Genomic DNA, 26,214 nt, shown 5'->3' on the forward strand with positions numbered 1-26,214 from the left:
CAGCGGCTCGATCCGGTCCCACATCGCATCAGTGATCACTAACCGGACGGACACATCCGATCAACTGACCAACCGATCAAAGAGACACGCTCTAGGTGTATTGACCCGCAGGGTTGTTGACGCGGCTGATCGGTGGCTCGCCTCCGATTGCGGGGTGGCTGCGGTGGTGGTTGTAGGTGTGGAGGAAGTCTGTCAGGGCTTCGCTCCGTTCGGTGTTCGAGGTGTAGGGCCGTAGGTAGGCCCAGGCGTTGTCGGTCAGGACGCGTTCGATGCGGGTGACGCCGTGGTCGTGGAAGAACGCGGCCGCGTGGGCCGGGAAGCCCGCGCAGGTGGCGACCTTCTCGTCGGGGTGGATCTCGCTGTAGGTCAGGCGGGAGTGGTCGTCGACGGCGGAGTGGACGTAGTCGAAACCCATGCCCCGGACCGGTCTGTCGGCGTCGCGGCCCAGGACGCGGTGTCCGCCGCCGTCGGGGATGCGGCCGAGTTTCTTCACGTCGACGTGGATCAGTTCGCCGGGTCGTTCGCGCTCGTAGCGGCGGATCACGGTGCCGGTCGGACGGTCAAGCGGCCGGATCCACCGCTGGTCCGCCAGTGCGTCGAGTCGTTGGGTCACGGTCGATCTGGCGAGGCCGGTGAGCTGCACCAGCTCGGTTTGGGCACGGGCGCGGCCGTCGCGTGGATCGGCAGGGCACCGGCGCCTGCCGGTTCGGTGGTCAACTCCCTTGCCCTCCGTCCCTGTCGGTGTTGCAGCTGATCGATGACGCCAGTATTCACATCCCTCATCAGACTTATGATTGACGTTCATCATAAGTCATCTCTAGGATCCAGAACGTGCGAGACATTCGATGATGGTCAGCGGAAGTCAGGGCGAGTATCGTCGGAACTGGCTTCATCGACCGGATCCATGCCCGAGCCGCACGACAGGCCGGCGCCCGCTTGGTGGGCGTCGCGGGAGCGGACCTGGCGAATGCCACGGAAAGCGCCCAGGCACTCGGTGCCGAGAAGGCCTTCGAGACGGTCACGGAACTGATCACGTCCGGCCTGATCGACGTCCTGCACGCCTGCACCCCCGACGATCAGCGGTCCCGCCTACACCTCCGTGGTGCGCACCTGGAAGCTCGACGCGGACGAGCGCCGCTCCGTCCTCGCCGAGCTGCGGGAGAACCTCCGCCCGGTGCTCGCCTACGCAGGGGCGCGCGACGTACGCGTCGGCGTCGAACCGCTCAACCGCTACGAGACCAGCCTGCTCGACACCGTCGAGCAGGCCCTCGACGCCCTCCCCGACGAGTGCGGCCTCGCACTCGACACGTACCACTTCAACATCGAGGAAAGGAGCCCCACCCAGGCGATCCGCGACGCGGGTTCCCGGATCGCCCTCATCCAGGTGTGCGGCACGGACCGAGGCGCCCCCGGCGCCGACCACTTCGACTGGACCGCGTTCGCCGCGGCGGTCGAGGACGCCGGCTACACCGGCCCGCTGGTCATCGAGTCCTTCACACCGGACAACACCACCATCGCCACGGCCGCGTCCATCTGGCGCCCGCTCGCGGCCGGCCAGGACGAACTGGCCACGAGCGGCCTCGCGTTCCTCCGCACCCTCTGAAGCCCCGCACCTCTGTCTCTCCCTCCTCATCACGGAGATCCCAGTGCAAAGATCGAGATCAAGACTGAGCCGCGCGCTCGCAGCCCTCACCGTCACCACCCTCGGTGCCTTCCTCATACCCGGCACCTACGCCGAAGCCGTCGAGGACCCGGCGTTCAAGGTCCTCCTGTTCACGAAGACGGCGGCCGGGGCCTACCGGCACAGCTCCATGGACGCGGCCATCCAGGCCTTCAACGAGCTCGGCGCCGCCAACGACTTCCAGGTGGACGAGAGCGACGACGCCAACGTCTTCAACACCACCACCCTGAACACGTACGACGCCGTGGTCATGCTCCAGTCCTCGGGCATGGTCTGGGACACCGAGGCCCAGCGCACCGCCGCCCAGGACTACGTGCGCAGCGGTCACGGCATCGTCGCCGTCCACAACGCCACCGACATGAACATCGAGGGCTCGTTCCCCTGGTGGGACGACGTCGTCATGGGCGGCGCGCACGCGACGTCGTACTCCAGCGTCGTCCAGGGCACGGCCAAGGTGGCGGACAAGGTGCACCCGTCCACCGTCGGCCTTCCGGACCGCTGGGTGCGGACCGAGGAGTGGTACAACTTCGACAAGAACGCGCGTGGTGACGTGCACGTCCTGGTCACGGCGGACGAGACCACCTACGACGCCGGCGGCGCCAAGATGGGTGCCGACCACCCGATCTCCTGGTGCCGCAACGCCGAGGGCGGCAAGGTCTGGGCCACCGCCATGGGCCACGAGACGTCCTCCTACTCCGAGCCGTTCTTCCGGCAGCACCTCCTGGGCGGCCTCAAGTGGGCGGCGGGCGCCGCGGAGGGCGACTGCGGCGGCACCGTCTCGCAGCGCTACCAGAAGGTGACGCTGGACGGCGCCCCCGACCAGCCCATGCAGCTCGACGTGGCCCCCGACGGAGAGGTCTTCTACATCTCCCGTTCGGGCAAGGTGAACGTCATCCACACCCACGACGACGTCTCCGAGACCCATATCGCCGCCCAGCTCGACGTCTACCACGAGGGCGAGGACGGCGGCGTCGGCCTGGCCCTGGACCCGGACTTCGCCACCAACCGGTGGATCTACATCAACCACTCGCCCGCCGGCACCGCCGAGATCAACCGGGTCACCCGGTTCACCGTGAACGCCGACGACACGCTCGACATGGCCAGCGCGCAGACCGTAATCGAGGTCCCGGCCTACCGGGGGGAGTACGAGCCCGGCCACACCGGCGGCTACCTCCACTTCGGACCCGGCGGCAACCTCTACATCGGTGTCGGCGACGACACCAACCCGTTCGACACCGGCTACGCGCCCATCGACGAGCGGCCGGGCCGCGAGAAGTTCGACGCCCAGCGCTCGTCCGGCAACACCAACGACCTGCGCGGCAAGATCCTGCGCATCCACCCCGAGGCGGCCGGCGGCTACACGATCCCCTCCGGCAACCTGTTCGCGCCGGGCACCGCGCTGACCCGGCCCGAGATCTACGCGATGGGCTTCCGCAACAGCTTCCGCTTCTCCGTCGATCCGGAGACCGGCTGGATCTCCGCCGCCGACTACGGGCCCGACGCGCAGTACGAGGACCCCAACCGCGGCCCCGAGGGCACCGTCGAGTGGAACCTGATCAAGGCTCCGGGCAACTACGGCTGGCCGTACTGCGTCGGTGACAACGTCCCCTTCAACGACTACAACTTCGCCACCGGGGCCTCCGGAGCGAAGTTCAACTGCGCGGCCCCGGTCAACAACTCGCCGAACAACACCGGCCTGACGAACCTGCCCGCGGCCAAGCCCGCGCAGGTCTGGTACGACTACCACGCCTCCGAGGAGTTCCCGGAGATCGACGGCGGCACGGGTGCGGCCCCGATGGGCGGCCCGTTCTACCACTACGACGCGGCCAGCACCTCCGAGCGCAAGTTCCCGAAGTACTACGACAAGACGCCGTTCTTCTACGAGTGGAGCCGCAACTTCGTCAAGGAGTTCCGCCTCGACTCCGCGGGCGACCTCCTGAAGATCAACCCCTTCGTCGCCGAGCTCGGTCTGCGCTCGCCGATCGACATGAAGTTCGGCCCGGACGGCGCGATGTACGTCGCCGAATGGGGCATCGGCTACTCGAGCTCCAACACCGACGACGGCATCTACCGGATCGACTACGTCGCCGGCAACCGCACTCCGCTGGTCAAGGCGAGCGCCACTCCCGACTCCGGCCAGGCTCCGCTGCAGGTCACCTTCTCCTCCGCCGGCACCGCCGACCCGGACGCCGGCGACGTGCTCACCTACGCGTGGGACTTCGGTGACGGATCCACGGGCACCGGCCAGAACCCCACGCACACCTACACCGCCAACGGCACCTACACCGCCCGCCTGACGGTCACCGACGGCGGCGGCAAGTCGGCCAGCGTGAGCGTACCGATCATTGTCGGCAACACCCGCCCCACGGTCACCTTCACCACCCCGGTCAACGGCCGCGTCTTCGACTTCGGCGACACCGTCGACTACCAGATCAGCGTGACCGACCCCGAGGACGGGGCCGTCGACTGCTCCAGGGTCGCGGTGACCGTCGCACTCGGCCACGACAGCCACGCCCACGACACCGGCCGGTACACCGGGTGCAGCGGGAGCATCCCCACCAGCGGCTCCGGCCACGATGCCACCGCCAACACCTACCTCGTCCTGTCGGCCGACTACACCGACGACGACGGTCTGAAGGGCACCACGACCGTGGTGCTGCAGCCCCGCCACAAGCAGGCCGAGTACTTCACCGGCCAGTCCGGGGTCCGGGTCGTCGAACAGAGCGGTGCCCAGAACGGCAAGCGCGTCGGTGACATCTCGGACGGTGACTGGATCTCCTTCAAGCCCCTGAACCTGGGCGGCGTCGAGTCCGTCACCTTCCGGGTCTCGGCTCCCTCCAACACGGGCGGCTCCATCGAGCTCCGGTCCGGCTCGCCGACCGGTACCCTCCTCGCCACCAGCCCCGTCCCGTCCACCGGCGGATGGGACAACTACGTCGACCTCGCCCCCGTCGCGGTCACCGACACCGCCGGAACCCAGACGGTGTACGCGGTCTTCCGGGCACCGTCGGCGGACTCCTTCGACCTGGACGCGATCACCTTCAACGCGCCCGGGACCGGGTGGCCCGCCCCGGTGAGCGGCAGCACCTACACCGTGACCAGCGAGCACAGCGGGAAGCGGATGGACGTGCGATACGAGTCGACCGCCGACGGAGCGGCCGTCATCCAGTACGGGGAGACCGGCGGCAGCAACCAGCAGTGGCAGCTGACGGATGTGGGCAGCGACAACTTCACCCTCACCGCGCAGCACAGCAACAAGTGCCTGGACCTGCTCTCCACGAACGACGCCGACGTCCAGCAGTGGACGTGCGTGGCCGGTGCGTCGGACCAGAAGTGGAAGCTCCAGCCGGCCGGGCTCGGCGCCTACCGGATCGTCTCGGTCCTCAGCGACAAGTGCCTGACCATTCCCCAGGCCTCCACCGCTGACGACATCCAGCTGACCCAGGCGACCTGCAGCACCACCGCGGCCAACCAGAAGTGGAGGTTCGACCAGATCTAGCCCCTGACGCCGTTCAGTTGACCTCGCCGTGTCACCCGGTGTGAGACCGGTTGCCGGCCGGGAACGCGAAAGTGCCTTCTGAACTGGGACGATGAACCTTGCTGAGGGGTTCTGTCGGTCCAGACGGAAGGCACTTTCCGCGTGCGGGACATCGGCTCGCGTCCCAAGCGCCATGCCTCCGCTGACGGTGCGGGGAGGGGTCGGTCATGCCAGGGCACGGCCACTGGCCGATCGCGCCGATGCCACCGGGCTGACCAGCCCGTACTCCTCCACGTTGGGACCGCTTCGGCCACGCGGCACTGGTCATGACCCGGGCCGGATCGCCATCGACGGGCCTTGACCCTCACAAACTGGTGCGTGATTGCGGTTGAGGGGTGATCGCGCGAGGGTGGGATGATCCAGCCCTTGGTGATCATGGTCAACCGGCACGTCCTCACGCATCAGCTGTTCACCGGTATCTCCTGTCAGCATCTGGGCTGTCTGGTCGAGGAGTTGGCCGGCCCGTGGCAGGCCGCTGTCGAGGGGCGCCGTCACGAAGCACGTGGCGGGGCCAGGAAACGCGAGGCGGGGGCAGGTGCCCGGCATCGGCTTGCTGACCCGCTGGACACATCGGCGAGATGGCCTGCCCGACACCTACCGGTCCATCGCCGGCCTCGTCTCCGACCGCAACACCACCGCCTGACAAGACCACCAGCTCAGGACCGCGCATCTCAACCGCAATCACGCACCAGCTCGTAAGACTCAGCGGGGCGGCGGATCGAGCCGCCGCGCCGGCACGGAGACCCTGGGCTCTCAGGCCCGCATGTGCTCGCACCGGTGGGACCGAGCGGGGAGCGCCACGCCCATCGCCTCGGCAACGACCGGGAAGAACGCCTTCCCGTCCTCGGACTGCTGCGTCGTGGTCCAGCCGTATCCGCCGCGGCCGTCCAGGCGAACCGGATCATGCGGGTGCCGTACCCGTGGTGCTGCCACGGCCCGGTGACCCGGATCTTCGCGACGAGCCCGAGACGGCACGGGACACAGACCTGCCAGACCAGGCGGGCGAAGTCGTACCCGTCCGGCGCGCGGACCTGGACCTCCTGCATCCCGGCCGGGACGACCGGGGGCAGGTGCCACCAGGTCTCCGTGTCCGGGTCGACCCGCCGCTCAGGGCTGTTCGGGGCTATGGCCGGCGCCGGGGCGCTCCGTCCTCGGAAGGCGCCGGCCGGGCGGGCCCGCAGGGACCCGCCCGGCCGCACGGTCCTCGGCGAGTCCACCGTCAGGTCCGGCTCTGGAGCGGCGGGAGCTCGCGCAGGGCGGCGGGCAGCTCGCCGATGCCGCGCTGCAGGTACCAGGTCCGCGCCCAGCGCAGGATCACGCTGCGGCGTAGGCGCCACCGGTCGTAGAACTGCGAGAGGGCCTCGTCGCAGAAGTCCTCCCGGAGATCGGCGAGCACCTGGTCCTCGGGGTAGGAGGCACAGCCGATGCCGCACTTGTCCGGGTCGCCCGAGTCGAGGGCATCGGCGAGGATCGCCGCGGCCGCCGCGCTGGTGCCTCCGCCGTTGTAGCCCCACCCGAAGCCGCCGTGCTCCGGCTCGGCCAGCTCGCGGAGCACGGTGACGCCGTACTGCCGCTCGGTGGGGCCGAAATCGGGCTCCTCGACCAGGATCCGGGCGGGATGCCACTCCCCCTCGCTCTCCGGGCCCTGCTGGATGCCGTGGTAGGTGCGGCCCTCGTAGGCCATACCGTTCCCTCCCGCTGATCCCGAGGTCCAGTGACCGGTCCCGGACCGGGCCGCAGTGTCCTGCGCCGGCCCGTCTCTCTCGCCCGCCACGGGGAGGCGGAGGCACCGCCCTGCACCGCCCGGAAGCCGGTCTCCACCTTCCCGCGCTGGACCGGACGCAACGTCCCGCTAGGGACAAGGCGCACCCCTGCCTGGTCGCCCGTTCCCACAGCCCTTTGGAAGCGGAGACTCTGTGAGGCGGCCCAGACGCGTACGGTGAGCATCGGAAGACCAGGCCGCGGGAAGGTGTTACAACTGGGGTTGTGAGCCCGTCTTGCCTCTCGTGTCCGGCGTACCGGTGCGGTCGAGCCTAGGCAGGAGATTCGGAAGCGTCGCCGGGCAGGTCTTCGTCCTTCAGGTGGCGATCGTGGTGCTGCTCGCCGCCGGGGCTCTGCTTGCCCTGGTGTTGCAGTCGCGGCACGACATCGACCGGGAGGCGCGCAACCGGTCGGTCTCCGTGGCGCAGACGTTCGCGAAGTCCCTGGGCCTACGGGAAGCGCTGAAGACGCCGGACCCGTCCTCGGTTCTGCAGCCTCTTGCCGAGGAGACGCGCAAGGCCGCAGGGGTGGACTTCATCGTGGTGATGGATACCCAAGGCATCCGCTACAGCCACCCTGACCCCGATCGCATCGGCGAGCGGTTCGTCGGCACGATCGAGCCCTCGCTCGCCGGCCAGGTGCACACCGAGAGCGTGCAGGGGCCGCTCGGCAAGGAGATCCAGGCGGTCGTGCCGGTCACCTCGCCCGAAGGCGATGTCGTCGCCCTCGTCTCGGCGGGTCTGACCGTGAAGAGCGTGACCGGCATCGCCAACCGACAGCTTCCGGTCATACTCCTGTCCATCGCCGGCGGCTTGGCACTGGCCACCGTCGGTACGGCGCTGATCAGCCGAAGACTCCGCCGCCAGACCCACGGGCTCGGCACGCAGGAGATGACCCGCATGTACGAGCACCACGACGCGGTGCTCCACACCGTCCGCGAAGGCGTGCTGATCACCGACGGCGAAGGACGACTACTCCTGGCGAACGACGAGGCCGCAAGGCTGCTCGACCTGCCGGATGACGCCGAAGGACGCCCCGTCGACCAGGTCGGCATGGACCACCGGATGGCGGACCTGCTGCTGTCCGGCCGGATCGCCACCGACGAAGTGCTGGAGGCCGGAGACCGACTCCTCGTCGTCAATCAGCGGCCCACCCGACCCGGGGGCCGCCCGCAGGGCTCGGCGGTCACCATCCGCGACTCCACCGAGATGCAGCTCCTGAGCAGCCGGGCGGAAACGGCCCGCAGACGGCTCAAGCTGCTCTACGACGCCGGGGGTGACATCGGCACCACGCTCGACGTGGTGCGGACCGCAGAGGAGCTGGCCGACGTCGCCGTCCCCCGGTTCGCGGACTTCGTGACGGTCGACCTGGCCGACCCGGTGCTGAACGGCGACGAGCCCGGCCCAGGCGCCGACATGCGGCGCACGGCGGTCAACGGCATCCGCTCCGATCACCCGCTGTACCCGCTGGGCAGTCTGATCGACTTCCTGCCGTCCACGCCGCAGGCCCGTGGCTACGGTACGGGCACGGTCGAGCTCGTACCCGATCTCCATGACGCGCCAGGCTGGCACGCCCAGGACCCGCTCCGGACATCGGCGATCGTCGACTACGGCATCCACTCCCTCATCGCCGCTCCGCTGAAGGCCAGGGGCGTCGTGCTCGGGGTGGTCAACTTCTGGCGGTCGCAGAAACCGGAACCGTTCGATGAGGACGACCTGTCCTTGGCGGAGGAGCTCGTCGGCCGCGCCGCGGTCACCATGGACAACGCCCGCCGCTACACCCGCGAACACCATCTCGCCGTGACGCTCCAGCGCAGCCTGCTGCCACAGGATCTGCCCGAGCAAAGTGCCGTGGATGTCGCGCATTTCTACCAGCCCGCCCAGTCCGGAGTGGGCGGGGACTGGTTCGACGTGATCCCACTGCCGGGAAGTCGCGTCGGGCTCGTCGTCGGAGACGTCGTCGGGCACGGCCTGCACGCCGCCGCCACCATGGGGCGGCTGCGCACGGCCGTGCACAACTTCTCCTCCTTGGACCTGCCACCCGACGAACTCCTCGCCCGTCTCGACAACCTCGTTCAACGCATGGACCAGGAAGGCGACAGCACCACCCCCGACAGCGGCGTTCTGGGCGCGACCTGCGTGTATGCCATCTACGACCCGGTCTCCCAGAACTGCACCATGGCACGGGCCGGACACATGCCACCGCTCGTGGTCGCCCCGGACGGCACGACGACGATCTCGGAGCTACCGGCCGGCCCCCCATTGGGGCTGGGAGGCATGCCGTTCGAGACCATGGAACTGCACCTGGCGGAGGGCAGTCAGCTCGTCCTGTACACCGACGGGCTGGTCGAGGAGCGAAGCCGGGACATCACAGAAGGCGTGGAAAGGCTGCGCACGGCACTGAGCCACCCCGACCGGGACCCCAACGCCAGCCGCCGCGCCGTACTCGACGCCCTGCTCCCCAGCCATCCGACCGACGACATCGCGCTGCTCATCGCGCGGACACGCACCCTGGAGCCCGGCCAGGTCGCCCAGTGGGACGTTCCCTTCGACCCGAGCGAGGTCGGCGCCATGCGCAGCCGCGCGGCTGAGCAGCTCGAAGAGTGGGGCCTGGAGGAACTCGCCTTCAGCACGGAACTGATCCTCAGCGAGCTCATCACCAACGCCATAAGGTACGGCGCAGCGCCGGTCCACGTGCGTCTTCTGCGCGATCGCACCTTGACCTGCGAGGTGTGGGACAGCAGCAGTACCGCCCCGCACCTGCGGTACGCGGCCAGCACGGACGAGGGAGGCCGCGGACTGTTCCTGGTGGCACAGATCAGCGAGCACTGGGGCACTCGGTATACACCGGAAGGCAAGGTCATCTGGGCCGAACAGGTCCTGCCCACTGCCGACCGGACCCTCTCCTAGAGCGCGTCACCTCTGCCGGCCGACCATCGTCCTAAGCGCCATCCGTAAATGATCTACGGGTGTCAGCTGGCAGGCTCGTCCGCCAGGCAGGTCAGGGGTGCCGAGGTCAGTGCTGGTTCACCGGCCAGACAGCGGCTGGATCACAGTGGGCCGGGCACGCCAGCAGGTAGACCTCGTTGCCGAGAAACAGTCCGTAGATGTCGGCGCCGCCGCTGTAGGGCTGCTCTGGTTGACCGGGGTGGACGGCGAACTCCATGTTCTCCGGCACCTGGCAGACGTACACCAGCTCAGTGCCGCACGCACACAGGTAGTACTCGGGGAACTGCGCCCAGGACGGTGCACCGCCCACCTTGAATGTCTGGGCTCCCCGTCCCGGCCAGGCAGGGGCATCCGTGAAGGGCCGCAACGTCAGCGGCAGGGCGCGCAAGGAGGGTTCGGGCTCCGCCGCCGGCAGTGCCGCGTCACGCTGGAGCAGTACCCGCCAGAACGGACGCGGATAGGGCGGCTGCGGAGCGTCCCAGTACCGAGGCACGAGTCGGCCGTCGGTCTCCTGCGGGTCGGACGCATCGTTGTGCGCGCGGCAGTGGAAGACCAAGAGGTGGTCTCCGCCGAAGGGCTCCAGGTCCGAGGGGATGTCGTCCGAGGGGATGTCGAGCTGGAAGAACAGCACCATCCGCTCGCCGCAGAAACAGTCCGGCCACCTCTGGTCCTCGTTGAGGAAGGGCCAGCCGCCCACCGAGTTCCGCGTCGGGCGGGCCAGAGGTTCGGTTCCGACCTCGATCGCGTGCGCAGGCAGCCCCGCCCGCATATTCCGCCCATCATGTTCGCCCATCAGGTCAATCTAAGGGATGTCCCGATGACTGCTGGCCGCAGGTGGGATGGTCCTGGTGTGTCCGGGGTGATCACGGCGCCGGAGTCGTCCTGGACAGTCCCCTTCTCCGGGCTGAGGCCACATCAGTTCCGCAAGTTGACCGACGCGCTTCGGCGAGAGGGTGCGGACCCGGTCCGCAAGGGCCGGCCGTGGGGCCTGCCCCTGGAAGACCGCGTTCTCCTCGTCGCCGCCTACTGGCGCACGAACCTGACTTTGCGGCAACTTGCCCCGCTATTCGACATCTCGAAGAAGGACACGGTGCTGATCGTGGAGGGCACCCTTGTCTCCATCCACCCGCGACCACACGGTCGCCGAGCAGTCGAAGGCATCTCATGTCGCTGGAGGTCAACTCGGTGGGTGCCGGCGTGACGTCCAGCCCCAGTGGTCGGAGGTGCCGCGCTGGTTTCTCCCGGCTGGAGGTAGTTTCCGCGTGCGTTCAAGGCGAACGATCTCGAACAGCGCTCGCGGGGAGAGGCGGTCGATGACCGGCCTTGAGTTCTGTGACTGGTGCCGGTCCGGTACTCCGGCCCGGATGCGTCCTGCCCTTCTACGCAGCATGGACCTTTCGGTTGGTCGTCATGCCGCACATGGTGCCGCGAGCTCGAACGGCGCCAAGGGCATCAGCCGCGATCGTGAACCGTTCGTCCCACGACGTGGCGGCGCGCAGCCTGTCCTCGGCTCGCCCGGCATCGCGACCCCAGACGTCCTCCAGGCGGACCACCGTGCCCACCAGCTCGGTCGGTGCGCCGAGCACCGCAGCCGCCACGACAGGAGACAACCGGATCTGGAGGCACTGGCCTGCCTCGTCCGTCCGGCCGCTGATCCGAAGGTCGCCCGGGATCAGCCCCACGGCCACGCTGCCGCGTTCGCGCCGGCCGTGGGCGTCGTAGACGAGGCCGTCTTCGTCGCTCAGGTCCACCAGCAGGGTGACCGAGGGGTGCGCGACCATGGCGATGTCCACGAGCGCCGGGCCACGATGGCTGAACCCCGCCATGCTGATCCCGGGCAGCCGCTCCGACGCCCGCGGGATCGCGACCTCCACCGACGTCCAGTCAGGTGGTGATTCCGGGGCCCCCATGGCACCAGGGTAGCGATCGGCGTCAGCGGCCGGCTGCCGCGAAGGCCAGCAGCAACTCACCGGTCGCCTCCGGCGCTTCGAACATGGGGAGGTGTCCGACGTCCGGCAGCTGCTCGACGCGCGCGTTCGGCACCGCGTCGTAGTGGTGTGCCGAAGACGGATCCCAGCGGCGGTCGGCAGCACCGAAGACCACCAGGACCGGTACGTCAAGGGCGGCGAGGCGCTCGGGCACGCTCCGCTCGGCGATGTACGCGGCATTTCGGCGCAGTACCGTCCTCAACGTGCGATAGCCGATGCCCCGGACCTCGGCGATCAGGTCGTCCGGGATGTCCACCGGGCGGTTGCACACCGCGGTCATCCCCCTGCGGAGCATCGCGTCCGAGCGGATCGGCCACAACAGCGGGCCCAGCGGCGGGGCAATCAGCATCCGAAGGAGAACGGGCTGCGCAAGGAGCGCGTCGGGACTCGGGCCGCAGCTGATCAGCGCGAGTGGACCAACCAGATCGGGGCGCTGTTCGGCAAGCGCTGTGGCGACGTATCCACCGCTGGAGTGCCCGGCCACGGTGACCCGGCGAAGGCCGAGGTCGTCGAGCACCGCGGCCAGACGGCCCGCCTGCTCGGGCACGTCGTACGACGGCGAGGGCGAGGAATGGCCGTGACCCGGGAGGTCGACCCGGATGACGCGATACCGGTCGGCGAGTACCGGCAGCACCGGGCTCCAGGAGGCACCCGAGAATCCCGATCCGTGGATGAGCACCAGCGGCGGCGCCTGCCGCGGGCCGTAGTGGACCACGTGCATCCCGTGCTGGTGCGTGACGGCGTCATGTCTCATGTACGGGACGATGCCTGCGCTGACGGCTCTCCGTCTTGTACGAATGTCGCCGCGGGGCCGGCTCTCGCCGGACACCTCCGTCCCTACGGCCGGGGACAGCCAGGGACCATCCCCGCGTGAGCGGGACGGCCCGCGCTCCCCGTCGAGATCGGCAACCGCCTTCTCGGCCGCGCTGCGGGGGTGTCCTCATGACTCCGTTGTATGCCGGCTGGGCCGGAAGAAGCTCGCGACCGCGTCTGGCTAGAGGGGCGGTGAAGGCGGAGGGCGGCCCGGAAGGGCGGGATCCTCCCCGTGGCGTACGGCGCCGATGCCGAGCAGGACGCGGGCCCGGACCCGCATCGGCTCGTCGCCGCGCCGGGAGAGCAGGACCAGCTCGTCGACCCGGGCCGTCATGGAGCCGAGGAGTGCCTCCGCTTTGCGGGCGAGGGAGTGCGGGTCCGGGGAACGGCCGAGGGACAGGTGCGGGGTGAAGCCGTGCGCATGCGATCCGCAGAGCGGGAAGCGGAGCTCCAGGGACTCCCGCAGTCGTGCCCAGGGTTCGTGGTCGGCAGCGGCCGGGTCGATCCAGACGGTGGCGTCCTCGCGGTGTCCGAACCAGTGGACACCCGCCAGGCGGGCGGTGAACGGCGGCGTCTCGGCGAGCGCCGCGGCGACCAGCGGCAGGGCCCGGGCGAACTCGGCCTCCGGGACGAAACCGAAGAGCACGTTGACGTGCGGCGGCCAGCGGCGGATCTGCCGGTCGTGTTCGCGGCGAATGTGCTGGATCGGCGGCCACAGCTCCGCCGGCGGCAGCCAGGCGACGGCGGTGCGGTTCGTCGGTGGGACGGCTAGGACGTCGCCGGGCGCCGGGGCCTGCACGGGACCGACCTGCCCAACCATGGTCTCGCCGAGCCGGTCGACGCCGGAGGTGCGGTCCCAGACGACCTGGCCGTCCGCCTCGAAGAACACCACCCGGTGCCAGGGGATCTCCCCGCCCGGCACGAAGTCGCCGAGCAGGATCCGCTTCGGCGGGGCTCCGCGCTCGGCGATCCCCATCACGAACCGCTCGGGGTCGAAACGCGGGTCCCAGAGCACCCGGTGGTAGATCTCGTCGCTGGTGTGCACGTCAGTACCTGCCCTCGATTACCAGGGTGACGCGCACCTGACCGGCCCCGCAAACCAGCACCCGGCCCACCCAGCTCACTGTGGGTTACGACAGGGCCGCGCATGCGGGCCTTGGCCTCGGTGCCTCCTGGCCGGCGCCGGGGTTTTCGGCGCCGGCCTGTCGGGGCGGGTCAGCCGAGGCGGATCAGCCCGGCGGTGGCGGTGGCCGCCTCCAGGGCGGGGGTGCCGTTGTAGGTCGCGGTGTAGCCGAGGTGGAGGAGGACGGTGAGGACGGGGATGGCACCGGTGCAGGTCGCGTTGCCTGCTGCGTTGGTGGTGGCGCTGCACACGGTGCTGGTGCCGACGGTGAACTTCACGGTGGCGCCGCTGATGGGCTTGCCGGTGGTGGTGTCGGTGAGGGTGGCCGACGGCTTCAGGTTGATGTTCAGCTGGCCGGGGGACAGCGAGAGCAGCAAGGGGTCGGCAGTGAGCTTCGTGGTGTCCCGGGTGTAGGTGTAGCGGTCGGCCGGGATGGTGGTGCTGGTCCCGGCGGGGGTGGTGACGGTGACGTCGGTCGGCCCGGCGGTGGTGGCGGCCGGGGAGGTCGCGGTGATCTCGGTGTCGCTGTGGACGGTGAAGGAGGTGGCCGGGACCGTGCCGAAGGCGACGGCGGTCGCGCCGGTGAAGCCGGTGCCGGTGATGGTGACGGCGGTGCCGCCGGAGGCCGGGCCCTGAGCAGGGGTGACAGCGGTGGTCGTGGGCGTGGGCCGCTGGTAGGTGTAGGTACTGGCGGCGACGGTCCGGCCCTTGGCGGTCAGCGAGACGCCGACGGTGCCGGGCGCGTGGGCGGGGGCGGTCGCGATGACGGTGGTGTCGTCGACCACGGTGACGCCGCTGGCGGGGGTGCCGTCGAAGGTGACGGCGGTGGTGCCGGTCAGGTGACTGCCGGTCAGGGTGACCGTGGTGCCGCCCGTGATCGGGCCGCGGTCCGGGGCGATGGCGTTGACGGCGGGCGGGACGGCCTTGCCCATCGCCAGGCCCCAGGGGCGGGAACCAGTGGGGACGGTGGCGGTGACCGTGAGCGTCGCGGTGTCGATCACCGACATGGTGTTCACGAAGGTGTTGGTGGCGTACACACGGGTGCCGTCAGGGTCGGCCAGCACGCCGCTCGTCCCCGCGCCGGTCGGAACGGTAGCGACGACGGTGTTGGTCGCCGCGTCCACGACGGAGACGGAGTTGCCTCCCCGGTTGGCGACGTAGACGAGCCCTCCGTCCGGTGCGACGGCCACGTTCTGCGGCAGGCTGCCGACCGGGACGGTCGCCGTGACGGTGGCGCTGGCGGTGTCGATCACCGACAGGCGGTTGTCGTTGTAGTCGGCGACGTAGACGTGAGCGCCGTCGGGGCTGACCGCCAGCCCGGCTGCGTTCCCCACGGGGACGGTGGCGGTGACGGTGTTGCTCACGGTGTCGATCACCGACACCGTACTGCTGGTGAAGTTCCCGACGTACAGCCGACTGCCGTCCGGAGACAGGCCGGCGATGTCCGGAAAGCTGCCGGCCGCGATGGTGGCGGTGACCACCAGGGAGGACGTGTCGATCACGTCGACGCCGCCGGGGTCGGCTGTCCGGACCACGTACGCCCGCCCCCCGTCCGGAGAGATGGCCACCGACTGGGGCGTGCGCCCCACCGCGACGGTGGCGGCGACGGAGTTGGTCGCGGTGTCGATCACCGAGACCGTGTCGCTGGCGCCGTTGGCCACCCATGCCTGGGAGCCGTCCGGCGTGAGCGCCATGCCCGTCGGCGCGCTGCCGACCTCGATGGTGGCCACCGTCGACCCGGTCGCCGGGTCGACGGCGCTCACCGTCCCCGCACCGGCGTTGGAGATGTAGACCAGCTGCGCCGGCCCTGCCGCGTACGCCGGCGCGGCCGGAAGCACAGTGCCGACAGCACCGAACAGCGCGGCGGTCAGCACCGCGGCTGCGCCGCGCCATAACCGGCGCGGTGCTCTGCCGCGTACGTGAGGCCTGTCGATCGTGAATGCCATGCGTTCCGCCTCTCGGAGAGAACTGACCGAAAACCTTTATTTCGATCTTCAACTCATGCTATTCACAGCCTTTTTGATTAACTCTCACATGCCCCATACCTGCCAGATCGGCTCACTTATTGATCCTTTTTGATCAGATTGGATCGTCGCGATGGGGGTCGGTCCTGGGAACGGGTGACTCTGTACACATCGAGGGGTTCTGGCTCAGCTGACCGGCTTCCTCAGAAGCCGGCGTCCGCCGAACGCTGGTGCCCACACGGCGCTGGGTTGCCGTTCTTGTCGAAGACCTCGGATTCGCTGGCGGAGTTCACCCATACCGTGATGCCCTGGCCATGGACCACCACGTTGAAAGGCGACTCTTCCGGATCCGTCTCAGTCACCACGGTGAACTCCTCGCCAGGGCGCATCCAGTGATCAGTTCCCCACGGCTCGGCCCAAAGGCAGAGCATGCTGTCCGTCTCGTTGCTCACGCTCGCCTTCGACACGCTCGCACCCTAACGAACAGCAAGATCATCCGGACGAGTCCCAGGAAAGAAGACCTTCCCCTGTTCACGGGGCCCGGGGAGATCGCGGAGCGGTTCGCCGGGGATGCAGCCACCCCGTCTGTCCCGGACTTGGGCTCCACGGTCGCGGCCCGCGAGGCGGCTGGTGCCGAGGTGGCAGACCGTCCAGAGTGACGCCCCGAGCTCACGGCCGAGGACCGGGCGAGTGAGTTCGTACGACATTCGCCGGCAGCGCCGCGCGGGGGTCACCGGGCAAGGCGGGCCCTGGCACGAGCCGCCACGCGGCCCACCGATCCCTCAGTCGGAGGGCTCGGGATCGACCATGCCATCCGCCGTGGTCGTCGGCCGCCGACGGCGCGGACGGACGGCCCCGTACGGGTGGGCCCGGCAGACCGCGCAGGCAACTGAGCTGATCCAGCCGGCAGCGATCATGCGATCGCGGCGACCTCTAGACCGCCTACCGGTCCTTTCGCGGCCGTGCCGCAGCCATCTGCGGCGGCAAACGAATCCCCCGCGCCACCACACACGACACGGCCTTACCAAGGCACGGCGTTGCCGGTGCAGACCCATTCCGACCCGCAGAAAGCGGGGTTGGACGTCGAGTCAGTGAGCTTTTTCCAACCTGCTGGCGTGGCTGGCGGGTTGGGGCACCCTGCGCGAGGTGAACGACGAAGTTCCTGGTGGACGGGTTCACGACCAAGATCACCCATGCCGACCAGGAGTTTTGCGTGCTTGTTTGCCCATCGGCGATCGATCTGCCCAACGCGCACTTTCGTCACCTTGCTCGGTGTCTGGCCGCTCACCGCCGCAAGGTCGGCACCCGGTGGCGTCGCATCACGCCGGGCCGGCAGGCGCTTCCGGTCCTGGCTCACCTGCGCTGCGGCGGCACCTACGCTCAGTCGGCCGCCGCGTTCGGCATCGGGATCGCGACCGTCTACGCGTTACGTCAGCGAACCGATACAGGTCCTGGCCGCACTCGCTCCCAGCCTGGCCGAGGCGATGCGGACCGCACGCCGACTGGCCTTCGTCATCCTCGACGGGACGCTCCTGCCGATCGACCGGATCGCCGCCGACACCCGTACTGCTCCGGCAAACACAAGCGCCACGACATGAACGTCCAAGTCCTCACCGACCCATTCGGACGGCTGCTGTGGGCTTTGCCCGCGCTGCCCGGCTCCACTCGCGACCTGACCGCTGCCCGTACCCACGGCGCATCGTTGACGCACTCGCCGAGGCCGGACTGAAGTGCTGGGCCGACAAGGCGTATCAGGGCGCCGGCGGTTCCATCCGGGTGCCCTTCCGCGGCCGTCGCCTCAAGCGGTGGCAGCGCAGGCACAACAGCACCCACGCCAAATCCGCTGCCTCGGCGAGCAGGCCATGGCCCCCCTCGAAGGCTGGCGGCTCCTGCGGAAGCTCCGGTGCAGCACCAACCGCATCACCGCGATCATCCAGGCTGTTCTCGTCCTTCACCACGCGTCAGCATGAGGTGGGAAAAGGCTCACGGTGATTTCCAGGCTCGTTTCGGCAGCGAGATCGGCCAGGTGGGTCTTCCAGCCGCGAGTGCGGTAGCCGTTGGAGCCCCCGCCGTCGGCAGTGATCAGCAGTCGGTGGGCCGGGGGGAATCGTGCCAGCCTCGGGCCTGCCACCAGCGGCGGATCGAAGCGACGGCAAACGCCGCAGTGTCGTGATCGGTGCCGATGGTGACTCAGCCGGTGTTCGAGGCCATGTCGTAGATCCCGTACGGAATCGTCTTCTCGACCTGGCCGGGGAAATCGTGCGTGTTGACCTTCGCAGGCTGTCGGGCGGGCCGCCACTCGCGCCCGGCGTTCTTGTAGTCGCCGACCAGCTCCTTCTTCTTGGTGTCCACGCTGATCACCGGGTCACCAGCGTCCCTGTGCTCTCGTGCCTGTTCGTTGAGGTAGCGGAATTGGGCGTCGCGGTCAGGGTGTGAGCGCCTTCGATGGTCTTGGCGTTGGCCTGCAGACTGAAGCCTTCCTCCCGCAGCAGGCCGGCGACTGTGTCGGCGGAGAGCCGGTGGCCCTGCCGGGTCAGCTCCTCCGCCAGCTTTCGAGTCGACTTCGTCGTCCACCGCAGCGGCGACATCAGATCGCCCCGCTCGTCGGGCTCGACCAACACAAGCACCGCGGGCAGCAGCGCCAGGTCAAGCTCGCTCGCCTTCTTCTGGCCTCCGCCAGGACGACGGACTCGCCCCAACGGTGCCTGACCGGAGTCGAGTTCAACCACCCCACGCGAGACCGTGCCCTCCCGGACCCCGACCGCAGCGGCGACGATCCTGATCCCGCCATGTCCCAATGGCCGCGCTTCCCCGTCGACTTCTACCTCGAGACCATCCCCGCGCAGGCGAGGAGCGAAATCCAGCGACCCGGACTTCGATGCCAAGCTGAATCGGATCAAGTACGCGCTGACCGATCGGCCCGATCGCGCCTTCGCCTTCGCCTTCGCCTTCGACGAGTTCGGGCCACTGCGGCAGTTCACCCTCGCCAACTCTCACCACCCCAACCACACTGCCCAGACCCGTGAGCTACACCGCTACCTGCTCTGGTGCAACGCCAACGCTCGCGACCCTGACGTGTTGGCCGCGCAACGACGCGAACGCGCCCGTGTCCGCGGTGCGAAGGGCATCCGCTGGGGTGGACAGCCACTCGAGGCAGCGGCCTGACACCCCGCCTCAGCCGAGGATCTCGGCCACCTTGGTCATCGGCCCTCCCGCATCACCGGTGTTCATCGTTCCCGCCGGTTCGAGCAACAGGATCGCGGTCTCCTCGTCGGCCACGGTGCAGTGCTCGACCCCGCGGGGAACGACGAACAGCTCGCCGGGTTCCAACACCACATCGCCATCCCTGAGCCGGATGGTGAGCCGCCCGCTGATGACCATGATCAATTCATCGGTGTCCTCATGGGTGTGCCAGACGAACTCTCCCTTCAGTTTGGCCAGCTTGACCTCGTAGTCGTTGAGCACCGCCACCTTCTTCTGCGACCACAGCTCGGTGAACTGCGCAAGCCTCTCGGCGAGGTTGACGGGAACTGCTGACGTGGACATACGGCATCCTTCCTCAAGACCGGACACCGGAAGCGGCCTCTCAGGCTCCCGGCCGGTGTTACGAGCCTGCCGCGCCCCGACTCCGCGCGTCTTGTACGTTTCTGGCATGACCCCTGACCGCCCCCGCACGTCCATCAGCGCCTGGCGGCCGCCGGTCCCCGGGATCGCCGAGGTCTTCCACGCCCACTTCACCGACCACGCGTACCCGGCCCACACCCACGACACGTGGGATCTGATGATCCTCGACGCCGGCTCAGTGGACTTCGCACTCGGTCGTCACCGCCACGGGGCGACCGGCAACGCCAGCGTCCTCCTGCTGCCTCCCGGCGTCCCCCATGACGGGCGGACCGTAACCGAATCCGGGTTCCGCAAGCGCAACCTCTACCTCGACGACTCCGTACTCCCGCAGCATTTAGCCGACCGGGCGGCAGACACCCCGGTCCTCAACGATCAACTACTGCGCGGCCGGATCGACCAGTTGCACAGCGCTCTCGTCCATCCCGGAGACGGCTTCGAAGCCGAGTCCCGCCTCTCGTTCATCCGAGAACGGCTCCACCTCCACCTCGCCGCGCTCCAGCCCCGCACACCAGGGCGTGAGGCAAACCGGCTCGCCGTTCAGCTGCGGGAACTACTGGACGCACGGACCCAAGCGGGCCTTTCCTTGCACGAGGCCGCGGCCACCCTCCATGCCCACCCCACCCACCTGATCCGCTGCTTCAAGCAGACATACGGCCTTCCGCCCCACGCCTACCTCACCGGCAAGCGGATCGAGCACGCCCGTCGCCTCCTCCTCGACGGCCACTGCCCCGCCGAGGTCGCCACAACCGTCGGATTGCACGACCAATCCCACCTCAACCGACACTTCACCCGCCACGTCGGCACCACCCCCGCGCGCTACCAGCGCACTCGCACCGGTTCATACCCAACTACCTCCTGAGCCCCGCATCGAATACTCGCCTCCACACGCCCCACTAGCCTCCGCCTTGAAGATCAACCCGGCGAACCTACGCGGTCAGAGCCCTACTGATCTTTTCGTTAGTTCTGTGGATGCGGTGGAGTCGTTGGTGGGATTCTGATGCGGTGTCTTTCAAGCCTTCGCCTGTTGTTCCTCCTTTGACGCGGCCGCAGTTGTCCGAGGCCCGGCGTGTGCGGGCGGCCGAGTTGTTCGACCAGGGACGTTCGGGCGCCGAGATCGCGCGGATGCTGGGGGTCAGTGACGAGAGTGTGCGGCGGTGGAAACGGGTCTGGGAGAAGGACGGCGCCGATGCTCTGCGCCGGCGCCCGGCCACCGGTCGTCCGCCCAAGCTGGACGATGCCCAGGTCGAGCGGGTCCGGGCCGCGTTGGAGCGGGGAGCCCAGGCGCATGGCTTCGAGGCCGATCTGTGGACTCTGGAACGGGTCGGTGCGGTGGTCGAGCGGGTGACAGGGGTGGCGCTGTCGAAGGCCTCGGTGTGGCGGTTGCTGACCGGCCTGCTCGGATGGAGTCTGCAGCGGCCCGAGCGGCGGGCGGTGGAAAGGGACGAGTCCGAGATCGCCCGCTGGATCGCGCACGAGTGGCCGCGCATCAAAAGGGGGCGGTGAACACACGTGCCTGGATCGTGTTCCTCGACGAATCGGGCGTCTCCCTGCTGCCGCAGGTCCGCCGCACCTACGCGCCCCGCGGCCGCACCCCGCTCCTGCGGCACCGGCTGAACTGGAAACGCGCCTCGATGGCCGCGGCCCTCGGTTACCACGCCGCCGACCCCGGCCGAGGCCCTCGCCTGTGCTTCCACCTCAAACCCGGCAGCTACGACACCCCCGGGCTCATCAAGGTCCTGGAGCAGATGAAGACGTTCTACCGCGGAGAGCGAGTGGTCCTGGTCTGGGACGGGCTGTCCGCCCACTGGAGCCGGGCGATGCGTGCCTGGGTCGCCGAGCAGGACTGGCTCACCCTCGAGCGATTACCCGCTTACGCACCCGAGCTCAATCCGGTGGAACTGCTGTGGTCCTCGCTCAAGAAGCGTGAGCTCGCCAACCTCGCCGGCGACCATCTTGCCGATGTCGCCGACGCCACCGAACAGGGCATCCGTCGGATCAACGGCAACTCCCGACTGCCCTGGTCCTTCCTCGCCCACACCGGCCTGACCATCCACCCGTCAACCCCACAGAACTAGCGAAAAGATCAGTAGACGTCGTTTCTGATGGTCCGTACGGCCTTGCTGGACCATTGATGCCTTCGGTAGGCATCGGGAAGAGCTTCGTGGTGAGCTGAGCCGTGCAGGGGGCCGGGCTGAAGGTTGCCGGGGACGGGAAGTGTGCGGTGTTCGACAAACGTGGATGCTGTTGCCGTTCAGCGTGAGGCGGGGGAAGGAAGAGGTACGGACGATGCTGTTCTCGGTTCCGGATCAGGCCTGGTGGTGGATCGCCGCTGCGGCGACCGTGGCGGCCGTGATCACGTTCGTGATGCTGCCGCCTGAGCCCGACGAGGTGCCAGAAGCGGTCCGAGCCGCAGTTGAGCGGAACAGGAGGGCCGGCAAGTGGGGTGCCTACCTGGGGGTCCCCGTCCTCTGTGCCATGGCCGGTCTGACAGCGCTGATCCAGCCGGAACCGGCGCCGGTCATCCTGTTCCTGTACAGCGTTGCGGCCGGATCCATGCCGGTTGCCCTGCTCCCGATCCGGCGTCGGATGTATCGGCACTACTTCGCCCAGCTGCAGACCCCCGGAAGCAAAATCACCTTGGACCGCCTTTCGGCCACCTGGCTTTACAGCATCCTTGGCATTGCGATCCTCGCATCGACTGCGGCAGTGATGTCGGCGACGTATGAGCCCCGGGGTCTTTGAAGCAGCGCCCTATCTGGTGAGTCGTCGGTAGTTGATGAGGCTGGTGGCGATCGCCGTGAAGGCGAGGAAGTGCTCGGGTTTACGCTCGTAGCGTCGGTGGAGTCGGAGACAGCCGGCCAGCCAGGACATGGTCCGTTCGACGACCCATCGCCGGGGCAGCTCAGGGTGGTCAACGCGGCCGGCGAAGCGTTCAGCCGCGCCTGCCCGTACAAGGAAGCGCGGCTTGGGCAGTTCGGTCACGCAGTTGGCAGGGCCCGCTGGCTTTATCGAGCAGTAGCGACGTCGCTTGTCGATGGGTTTGGGAGGCGCCCTGTTCCACGGATGGGTGATGTCGACGAGTTTGGGTTCTGGCTCAACTTCTGTGACGCGACCACTCTGAGTAATGGCCGGGCCTCTTCGAGCCATACGCGAAGTCGCCCGAGAATGGTCCGTGGACAAGGCAGTCGGGCTGACAGTTCGGGGCCGGTCCGGCCGGAGTTCGTGAAGGCGATGGACTTCGTCCGCACCATCAAGCAGGCCGTCACGCACCAGCGGGTGATCCTCGCCGTGCGCGAGATGAAGCGTCTCGGCCGCGACGCCGCCGAACTGCTGGCCATCGCCGAGGAACTGCGCCACCACGACATCGAACTCGAACTCCTCACCGGCCCCCTCCAAGGCGCCTACCCCCGTCCGGGCGCGGCGCCGCGCTCTTCGCGTTCTTCGCCGGCATGGCCGAGTCCGAGTCCGAGCGCGAGTACATCCGCGAGGAGCCGCTTGAGAGCCAGGCGTCCGCCCGCGAAGGCGGTCGGCACGGCGGACGGCCCAGGGTCCCTCCGTCGCCACCGTCTACCGCATCCTCGCCGAGACCGAACCCGCGTGACGACTGCGGCGGCGGGCCTGTAGGGCACCGCCGAATACGCGGCCGCCCGCAGCGATATCCAGAGGTGCCAGACATGTCAGGCAAGTAAGGCACGTCGCGTACCCCGGCCGGGCTCGGTCACGAGTGCCGCATGCGACCTTGAAGTTGCTCGCTGGTTACTTGTCGGTCTGTGTGTTGCTCGTCAACGGCGGGCCGCCGTGCGGGCCGACCGCTGGTGCCGCGGCGGCCGGGCCGGGGCCTGCCGAGGGAGCGGGGTCTGCGGTCGGGGTCGGAGTCGGCCGGGTCGTCCGGCGTACGGTGAGCGTCACTGTCGCGGTGGCGCTGCCGCCGCGGGAGTTGCCCGCGGCGTAGGTGAAGGAGTCCGTGCCGGAGTACGCGAGCGCGGCCCGGAGCCGACAGGCTCGATCAGCCGATCGGTGGTGCGAGGTATTCCAGCGCATAACCGTCGCCGGAGGGGGTCACGCGGGCGATGCCGGGTGAGTCGAGGTGGGCACCGGCTACGAAGTGGTGCGGTTGGGCCAGTTGTTCGAGGAGCGCCGCTCGCGCGGCGCGCGCCTGGGACTGGTCGCCGTCGAGTTCCCAGGACACGTTCGGCTGATCGAATTGGAGCGTGGGAACGTGAACGGTGTCGCCCCAGACGAGAAGACGGCCGGTGCCGCTCCTGACCTCGTAGACGGTGTGACCGGGTGTGTGGCCCGGTGTCGGGATCGCGGTGGTCCAGTCGTTGATCGCGACCTTCTCCGACACGGGTACGACTCGGTCACGGATCGGCTCGAGCCGCCCCGTGAACACCGAGGTGTCGCCCGCGCCGATCCACACGCGCTCGAGTTCGGTGAACGCCTCTGCACCGTCCGGCGCGATCAGGCCGCTCACGTGGTCTTCGTGCCTGTGGGTGATGGCCACATCGGTGACATCCGCGCGGTCGATTCCCGCTTCGTCGAGCGCGTCGTAGATCAATCCCATGGTGGGGTCGTGCCAGACGTCGGACGCGCCGGTGTCGATGAGAACCGACCGCGTGCCATCGGTGACGAAGAAGGCGTTGACCGACAGCCGCAAGTTGTCGCCGGCCAGCGGGACGACGGCCGGCAGTTCATCGAGCGTGCGCCCGTCCTCGTCGCGGAGCCGTGTCGGCGGCATGTCGATGTACCCGTCTCGCAACGAGATCACCTGCAGATCGCCTAATTCGAACGTGGCATGGTGCCGGCCACTCGAGATCAAACGCATGGAACCCCTCCGTCGCGTCGGGCATACATCGCGCATCTCCGATAGGAGATCAGGTCTTCTATCGGAGAAAACCTACACTGTGGGACAGCGAAGTACCCATCGATCGAGGAGCACGGTGGCCAAGCAAGACGAAAACGCGGCCGGACCACAGCACGGTGACGACCTGGCCGGCGCGTTCGGCCGTAACGTGCGGCAACACCGCGAGGAGGCGGGCCTGACGCTGGAGCAGCTGTCCACACAGTCGTCGGTCAGCCGGGCGATGCTGTCCAAGGTCGAACGCGGCGAGAAGAGCCCGACGATCGGCGTCGCGTCCAAGATCGCCCACGCGCTCGATGTGTCGCTCTCGGACCTGATCGGTGCGCCGGCTGCCGCCGCGTCCGGGGTGGCTGTTGTCATGCGCAAGAGCGATCGCCCCGTTTTCCGCGACCCGGAAACCGGCTTCGAGCGGCACATCGTGTCAGCGGCCCCGGGAGCGGGACGAGCCGAGATGGTCGTCCACCACCTCCCCGCGCAGGTCTCCACCGGGCTGCTGCCCGCGTATCCGCCGGGTACGGAGAAACAACTCGTGGTGCTCGAAGGCGCCCTCACCGTCGCGGTCGGCGGGATCAGCGAGACCCTGAACGCAGGCGACTCCCTGTTCTTCCAAGCCGACGCGGACCACGGCTTCGCCAACCGGACGAACGCTCCTTGCGAATACATCATGGTCATCTCGCGCAGAACCTGATCGGCCGCACCTCAGCCTAAGGCTTCAAGATCAACTCATTGAACCTTTTCCCACCTCGCGCTGATGCGTGTGGTGAAGGACGAGGACGGCCTTCACCAGGTCGGTGATGCGGTTGGTGCTGCAGCGGAGCTTCCGCAGGAGCCGCCAGCCTTTGAGGGTGGCCATGGCCTGCTCGCCGAGGCAGCGGATCTTGGCGTGTGTGCTGTTGTGGCGGCGCTGCTACTGCTTGAGGCGAGGGCCGCGGAAGGGCGCCCGGATGGAACCGTTGGCGCCCTGATACGCCTTGTCGGCCCAGCACTTCAGTCCGGCCTTGGCGAGTGCGTCGACGATGCCGTGGGTGCGGTCGGCGGTCGGGTCGTGGGTGGAGCCGGGGAGCGCGGGTGAGGCCCACAGCAGCCGTCCGAATGGGGCGGTGAGGACTTGGACGTTCATGCCCGTGGCGCTTGTGTTTGCCGGAGTAGTACGGGGTGTCGGCGGCGATCCGGTCGATCGGCAGGAGCGTTCCGTCGAGGATGACGAAGGCCAGTCGGCGTGCGGTCCGCATCGCCTCGGTCAGGCTGGGAGCGAGTGCGGCCAGGACCTGGATCGGTTCGCTGACGTAACGCGTAGACGGTCGCGATCCCGATGCCGAACGCGGCGGCCGGCTGAGCGTAGGTGCCGCCGCAGCGCAGGTGAGCCAGGACCGGAAGCGGCTGCCGGCTCGGTGTGATGCGACGCCATCGGGTGCCGATCTTGCGGCGGTGAGCGGCCAGGCACCGGGCAAGGTGACGAAGGTGCGCGCTGGACAGATCGATCGCCGATGAGTAAACGAGCACGCGAAGCTCCTGGTCGGCACGGGTGATCTTGGTCGTGAACCCGTCTACCAGGAACTTCGTCGTTCACCTCGCACAGGGTGCCCCAACCTGGCAGCCACGCCAGCAGGTTGGAAAAAGCTCAAGCAGGCCGTGCCGGGCACGGACGAGCGCGATGGGTTTCATGGTCCTCTGCAATCGATAAGGGAGAATCAGGCGAAATGGCCGGAAAGCGCCGTTCGTGATCGCATAGGTTTGCTACGTAAATGATCTTCGATATCGCCCACTTGGGCCGTGGCGCGTCGCGCGGGCCCGCCCGGGGTGGGGGGGGGCCCCCCCCCCGGGGGGGGGGGGGGGGGGCCCCACCATGGGGGGGTAGAATGGGGGCGAATATTTTGGGGGGGGGGGGGGGCCCCCCCCCACAGGGACCCCAA

Annotated in this window: 18 protein-coding genes and 9 pseudogenes; 13 read left to right on the forward strand and 14 right to left on the reverse strand. The window is 68.6% G+C overall.

The annotated features are described in order from the left end of the window. Positions 1-91: 91 nt before the first annotated feature. Positions 92-565 (reverse strand): annotated as a pseudogene (locus tag ACFCY7_RS16065) (DDE-type integrase/transposase/recombinase); the annotation flags it as partial. A 335-nt stretch (positions 566-900) separates the two neighbouring features. On the opposite strand from ACFCY7_RS16065, the pseudogene ACFCY7_RS16070 reads away from it, so the two are divergent. The 4 genes and pseudogenes from ACFCY7_RS16070 to ACFCY7_RS16085 all read left to right on the forward strand — a co-directional run. Beyond that, positions 901-1,020: pseudogene (locus ACFCY7_RS16070) on the forward strand (hypothetical protein); the annotation flags it as partial. 82 nt (positions 1,021-1,102) lie between these two features. Next, the gene (locus ACFCY7_RS16075; protein WP_376485276.1) at positions 1,103-1,603 is read left to right on the forward strand and encodes a sugar phosphate isomerase/epimerase family protein; all 501 of its coding nucleotides are present in this window, start codon (positions 1,103-1,105) and stop codon (positions 1,601-1,603) included. 43 nt (positions 1,604-1,646) lie between these two features. Beyond that, positions 1,647-5,180 (forward strand): ThuA domain-containing protein, encoded by a 3,534-nt coding sequence (locus tag ACFCY7_RS16080; RefSeq protein WP_376485278.1) that lies wholly within the window; start codon positions 1,647-1,649, stop codon positions 5,178-5,180. A gap of 414 nt (positions 5,181-5,594) precedes the next feature. Next, a pseudogene (locus ACFCY7_RS16085) lies at positions 5,595-5,771 on the forward strand (IS5/IS1182 family transposase); the annotation flags it as partial. A gap of 667 nt (positions 5,772-6,438) precedes the next feature. On the opposite strand, the gene ACFCY7_RS16090 reads toward ACFCY7_RS16085, so the two are convergent. After that, positions 6,439-6,903 (reverse strand): DUF6166 domain-containing protein, encoded by a 465-nt coding sequence (locus ACFCY7_RS16090; protein ID WP_376485281.1) that lies wholly within the window; start codon positions 6,901-6,903, stop codon positions 6,439-6,441. 397 nt (positions 6,904-7,300) lie between these two features. Between ACFCY7_RS16090 and ACFCY7_RS16095 the strand changes: the two genes are divergently transcribed. After that, positions 7,301-9,889: a SpoIIE family protein phosphatase gene (locus ACFCY7_RS16095; RefSeq protein ID WP_376485284.1), complete on the forward strand. Its 2,589-nt coding sequence runs from the start codon at positions 7,301-7,303 to the stop codon at positions 9,887-9,889. A gap of 106 nt (positions 9,890-9,995) precedes the next feature. On the opposite strand, the gene ACFCY7_RS16100 is transcribed toward ACFCY7_RS16095, so the two are convergent. Continuing rightward, positions 9,996-10,721 carry a hypothetical protein gene (locus tag ACFCY7_RS16100; protein ID WP_376485287.1) on the reverse strand — a complete coding sequence of 242 codons (726 nt, stop codon included), beginning with the start codon at positions 10,719-10,721 and terminating at the stop codon, positions 9,996-9,998. Positions 10,722-10,778: 57 nt separating this feature from the next. Between ACFCY7_RS16100 and ACFCY7_RS16105 the strand changes: the two are divergent. Next, a pseudogene (locus ACFCY7_RS16105) lies at positions 10,779-11,085 on the forward strand (transposase family protein); the annotation flags it as partial. Between the two features lie 222 nt (positions 11,086-11,307). On the opposite strand, the gene ACFCY7_RS16110 reads toward ACFCY7_RS16105, so the two are convergent. From ACFCY7_RS16110 to ACFCY7_RS16130, 5 genes are all read right to left on the reverse strand, one after another. After that, positions 11,308-11,838 carry a hypothetical protein gene (locus ACFCY7_RS16110; RefSeq protein WP_376485360.1) on the reverse strand — a complete coding sequence of 177 codons (531 nt, stop codon included), beginning with the start codon at positions 11,836-11,838 and terminating at the stop codon, positions 11,308-11,310. A gap of 22 nt (positions 11,839-11,860) precedes the next feature. Further along, positions 11,861-12,670, reverse strand: a complete 810-nt coding sequence (locus ACFCY7_RS16115; protein WP_376485289.1) for an alpha/beta fold hydrolase — start codon at positions 12,668-12,670, stop codon at positions 11,861-11,863. 240 nt (positions 12,671-12,910) lie between these two features. After that, positions 12,911-13,774 (reverse strand): RNA repair domain-containing protein, encoded by an 864-nt coding sequence (locus ACFCY7_RS16120; protein WP_376485292.1) that lies wholly within the window; start codon positions 13,772-13,774, stop codon positions 12,911-12,913. A 170-nt stretch (positions 13,775-13,944) separates the two neighbouring features. Then, positions 13,945-15,798, reverse strand: a complete 1,854-nt coding sequence (locus ACFCY7_RS16125; protein ID WP_376485293.1) for an IPT/TIG domain-containing protein — start codon at positions 15,796-15,798, stop codon at positions 13,945-13,947. A 221-nt stretch (positions 15,799-16,019) separates the two neighbouring features. Continuing rightward, complete coding sequence (locus ACFCY7_RS16130) at positions 16,020-16,283, reverse strand: hypothetical protein (protein ID WP_376485295.1); 264 nt, start codon at positions 16,281-16,283, stop codon at positions 16,020-16,022. 746 nt (positions 16,284-17,029) lie between these two features. Here ACFCY7_RS16130 and ACFCY7_RS16135 point away from each other — a divergent pair. After that, positions 17,030-17,786 (forward strand): annotated as a pseudogene (locus tag ACFCY7_RS16135) (transposase family protein). Here the strand turns inward: ACFCY7_RS16135 and ACFCY7_RS16140 are convergent. Then, positions 17,768-18,404 (reverse strand): annotated as a pseudogene (locus ACFCY7_RS16140) (ISAzo13 family transposase). The pseudogenes ACFCY7_RS16135 and ACFCY7_RS16140 overlap by 19 nt on opposite strands. 370 nt (positions 18,405-18,774) lie before the next feature. On the opposite strand from ACFCY7_RS16140, the pseudogene ACFCY7_RS16145 reads away from it, so the two are divergent. After that, positions 18,775-18,981: pseudogene (locus tag ACFCY7_RS16145) on the forward strand (IS630 family transposase); the annotation flags it as partial. Between the two features lie 9 nt (positions 18,982-18,990). Here the strand turns inward: ACFCY7_RS16145 and ACFCY7_RS16150 are convergent. Beyond that, positions 18,991-19,362, reverse strand: coding sequence for a cupin domain-containing protein (locus ACFCY7_RS16150; protein WP_376485297.1), 372 nt, complete (start codon positions 19,360-19,362; stop codon positions 18,991-18,993). Positions 19,363-19,468: 106 nt separating this feature from the next. Here ACFCY7_RS16150 and ACFCY7_RS16155 point away from each other — a divergent pair, with 106 nt between their 5' ends. The 4 genes from ACFCY7_RS16155 to ACFCY7_RS16170 all read left to right on the forward strand — a co-directional run bounded on the left by ACFCY7_RS16155 (position 19,469) and on the right by ACFCY7_RS16170 (position 22,182). Further along, on the forward strand, positions 19,469-20,299 hold the full coding sequence (locus tag ACFCY7_RS16155) for an AraC family transcriptional regulator (RefSeq protein ID WP_376485298.1): 831 nt from the start codon (positions 19,469-19,471) through the stop codon (positions 20,297-20,299). Between the two features lie 143 nt (positions 20,300-20,442). Continuing rightward, positions 20,443-20,943, forward strand: coding sequence for a winged helix-turn-helix domain-containing protein (locus tag ACFCY7_RS16160; RefSeq protein ID WP_376485300.1), 501 nt, complete (start codon positions 20,443-20,445; stop codon positions 20,941-20,943). Further along, on the forward strand, positions 20,940-21,515 hold the full coding sequence (locus ACFCY7_RS16165; protein ID WP_376485302.1) for a transposase: 576 nt from the start codon (positions 20,940-20,942) through the stop codon (positions 21,513-21,515). Before ACFCY7_RS16160 ends, ACFCY7_RS16165 begins: the two co-directional genes overlap by 4 nt. A gap of 211 nt (positions 21,516-21,726) precedes the next feature. Beyond that, positions 21,727-22,182 carry a hypothetical protein gene (locus ACFCY7_RS16170; protein WP_376485304.1) on the forward strand — a complete coding sequence of 152 codons (456 nt, stop codon included), beginning with the start codon at positions 21,727-21,729 and terminating at the stop codon, positions 22,180-22,182. A gap of 9 nt (positions 22,183-22,191) precedes the next feature. On the opposite strand, the pseudogene ACFCY7_RS16175 reads toward ACFCY7_RS16170, so the two are convergent. The 3 genes and pseudogenes from ACFCY7_RS16175 to ACFCY7_RS16185 form a co-directional block, all read right to left on the reverse strand. Further along, positions 22,192-22,401: pseudogene (locus ACFCY7_RS16175) on the reverse strand (transposase); the annotation flags it as partial. Between the two features lie 795 nt (positions 22,402-23,196). Beyond that, the gene (locus ACFCY7_RS16180; RefSeq protein ID WP_376485306.1) at positions 23,197-23,481 is read right to left on the reverse strand and encodes an Ig-like domain-containing protein; all 285 of its coding nucleotides are present in this window, start codon (positions 23,479-23,481) and stop codon (positions 23,197-23,199) included. Next, positions 23,447-24,265 (reverse strand): MBL fold metallo-hydrolase, encoded by an 819-nt coding sequence (locus tag ACFCY7_RS16185; RefSeq protein WP_376485309.1) that lies wholly within the window; start codon positions 24,263-24,265, stop codon positions 23,447-23,449. The genes ACFCY7_RS16180 and ACFCY7_RS16185 overlap by 35 nt, the downstream gene beginning before the upstream one ends. Positions 24,266-24,380: 115 nt before the next feature. Here ACFCY7_RS16185 and ACFCY7_RS16190 point away from each other — a divergent pair, with 115 nt between their 5' ends. After that, positions 24,381-24,989 carry a helix-turn-helix domain-containing protein gene (locus ACFCY7_RS16190; RefSeq protein WP_376485312.1) on the forward strand — a complete coding sequence of 203 codons (609 nt, stop codon included), beginning with the start codon at positions 24,381-24,383 and terminating at the stop codon, positions 24,987-24,989. Positions 24,990-25,019: 30 nt separating this feature from the next. Here ACFCY7_RS16190 and ACFCY7_RS16195 read toward each other — a convergent pair. Further along, positions 25,020-25,804: pseudogene (locus ACFCY7_RS16195) on the reverse strand (transposase family protein). Positions 25,805-26,214 lie beyond the last annotated feature (410 nt).

It is taken from the genome of Streptomyces sp. NPDC056361, from assembly GCF_042262805.1.
Taxonomy (GTDB): domain Bacteria; phylum Actinomycetota; class Actinomycetes; order Streptomycetales; family Streptomycetaceae; genus Streptomyces.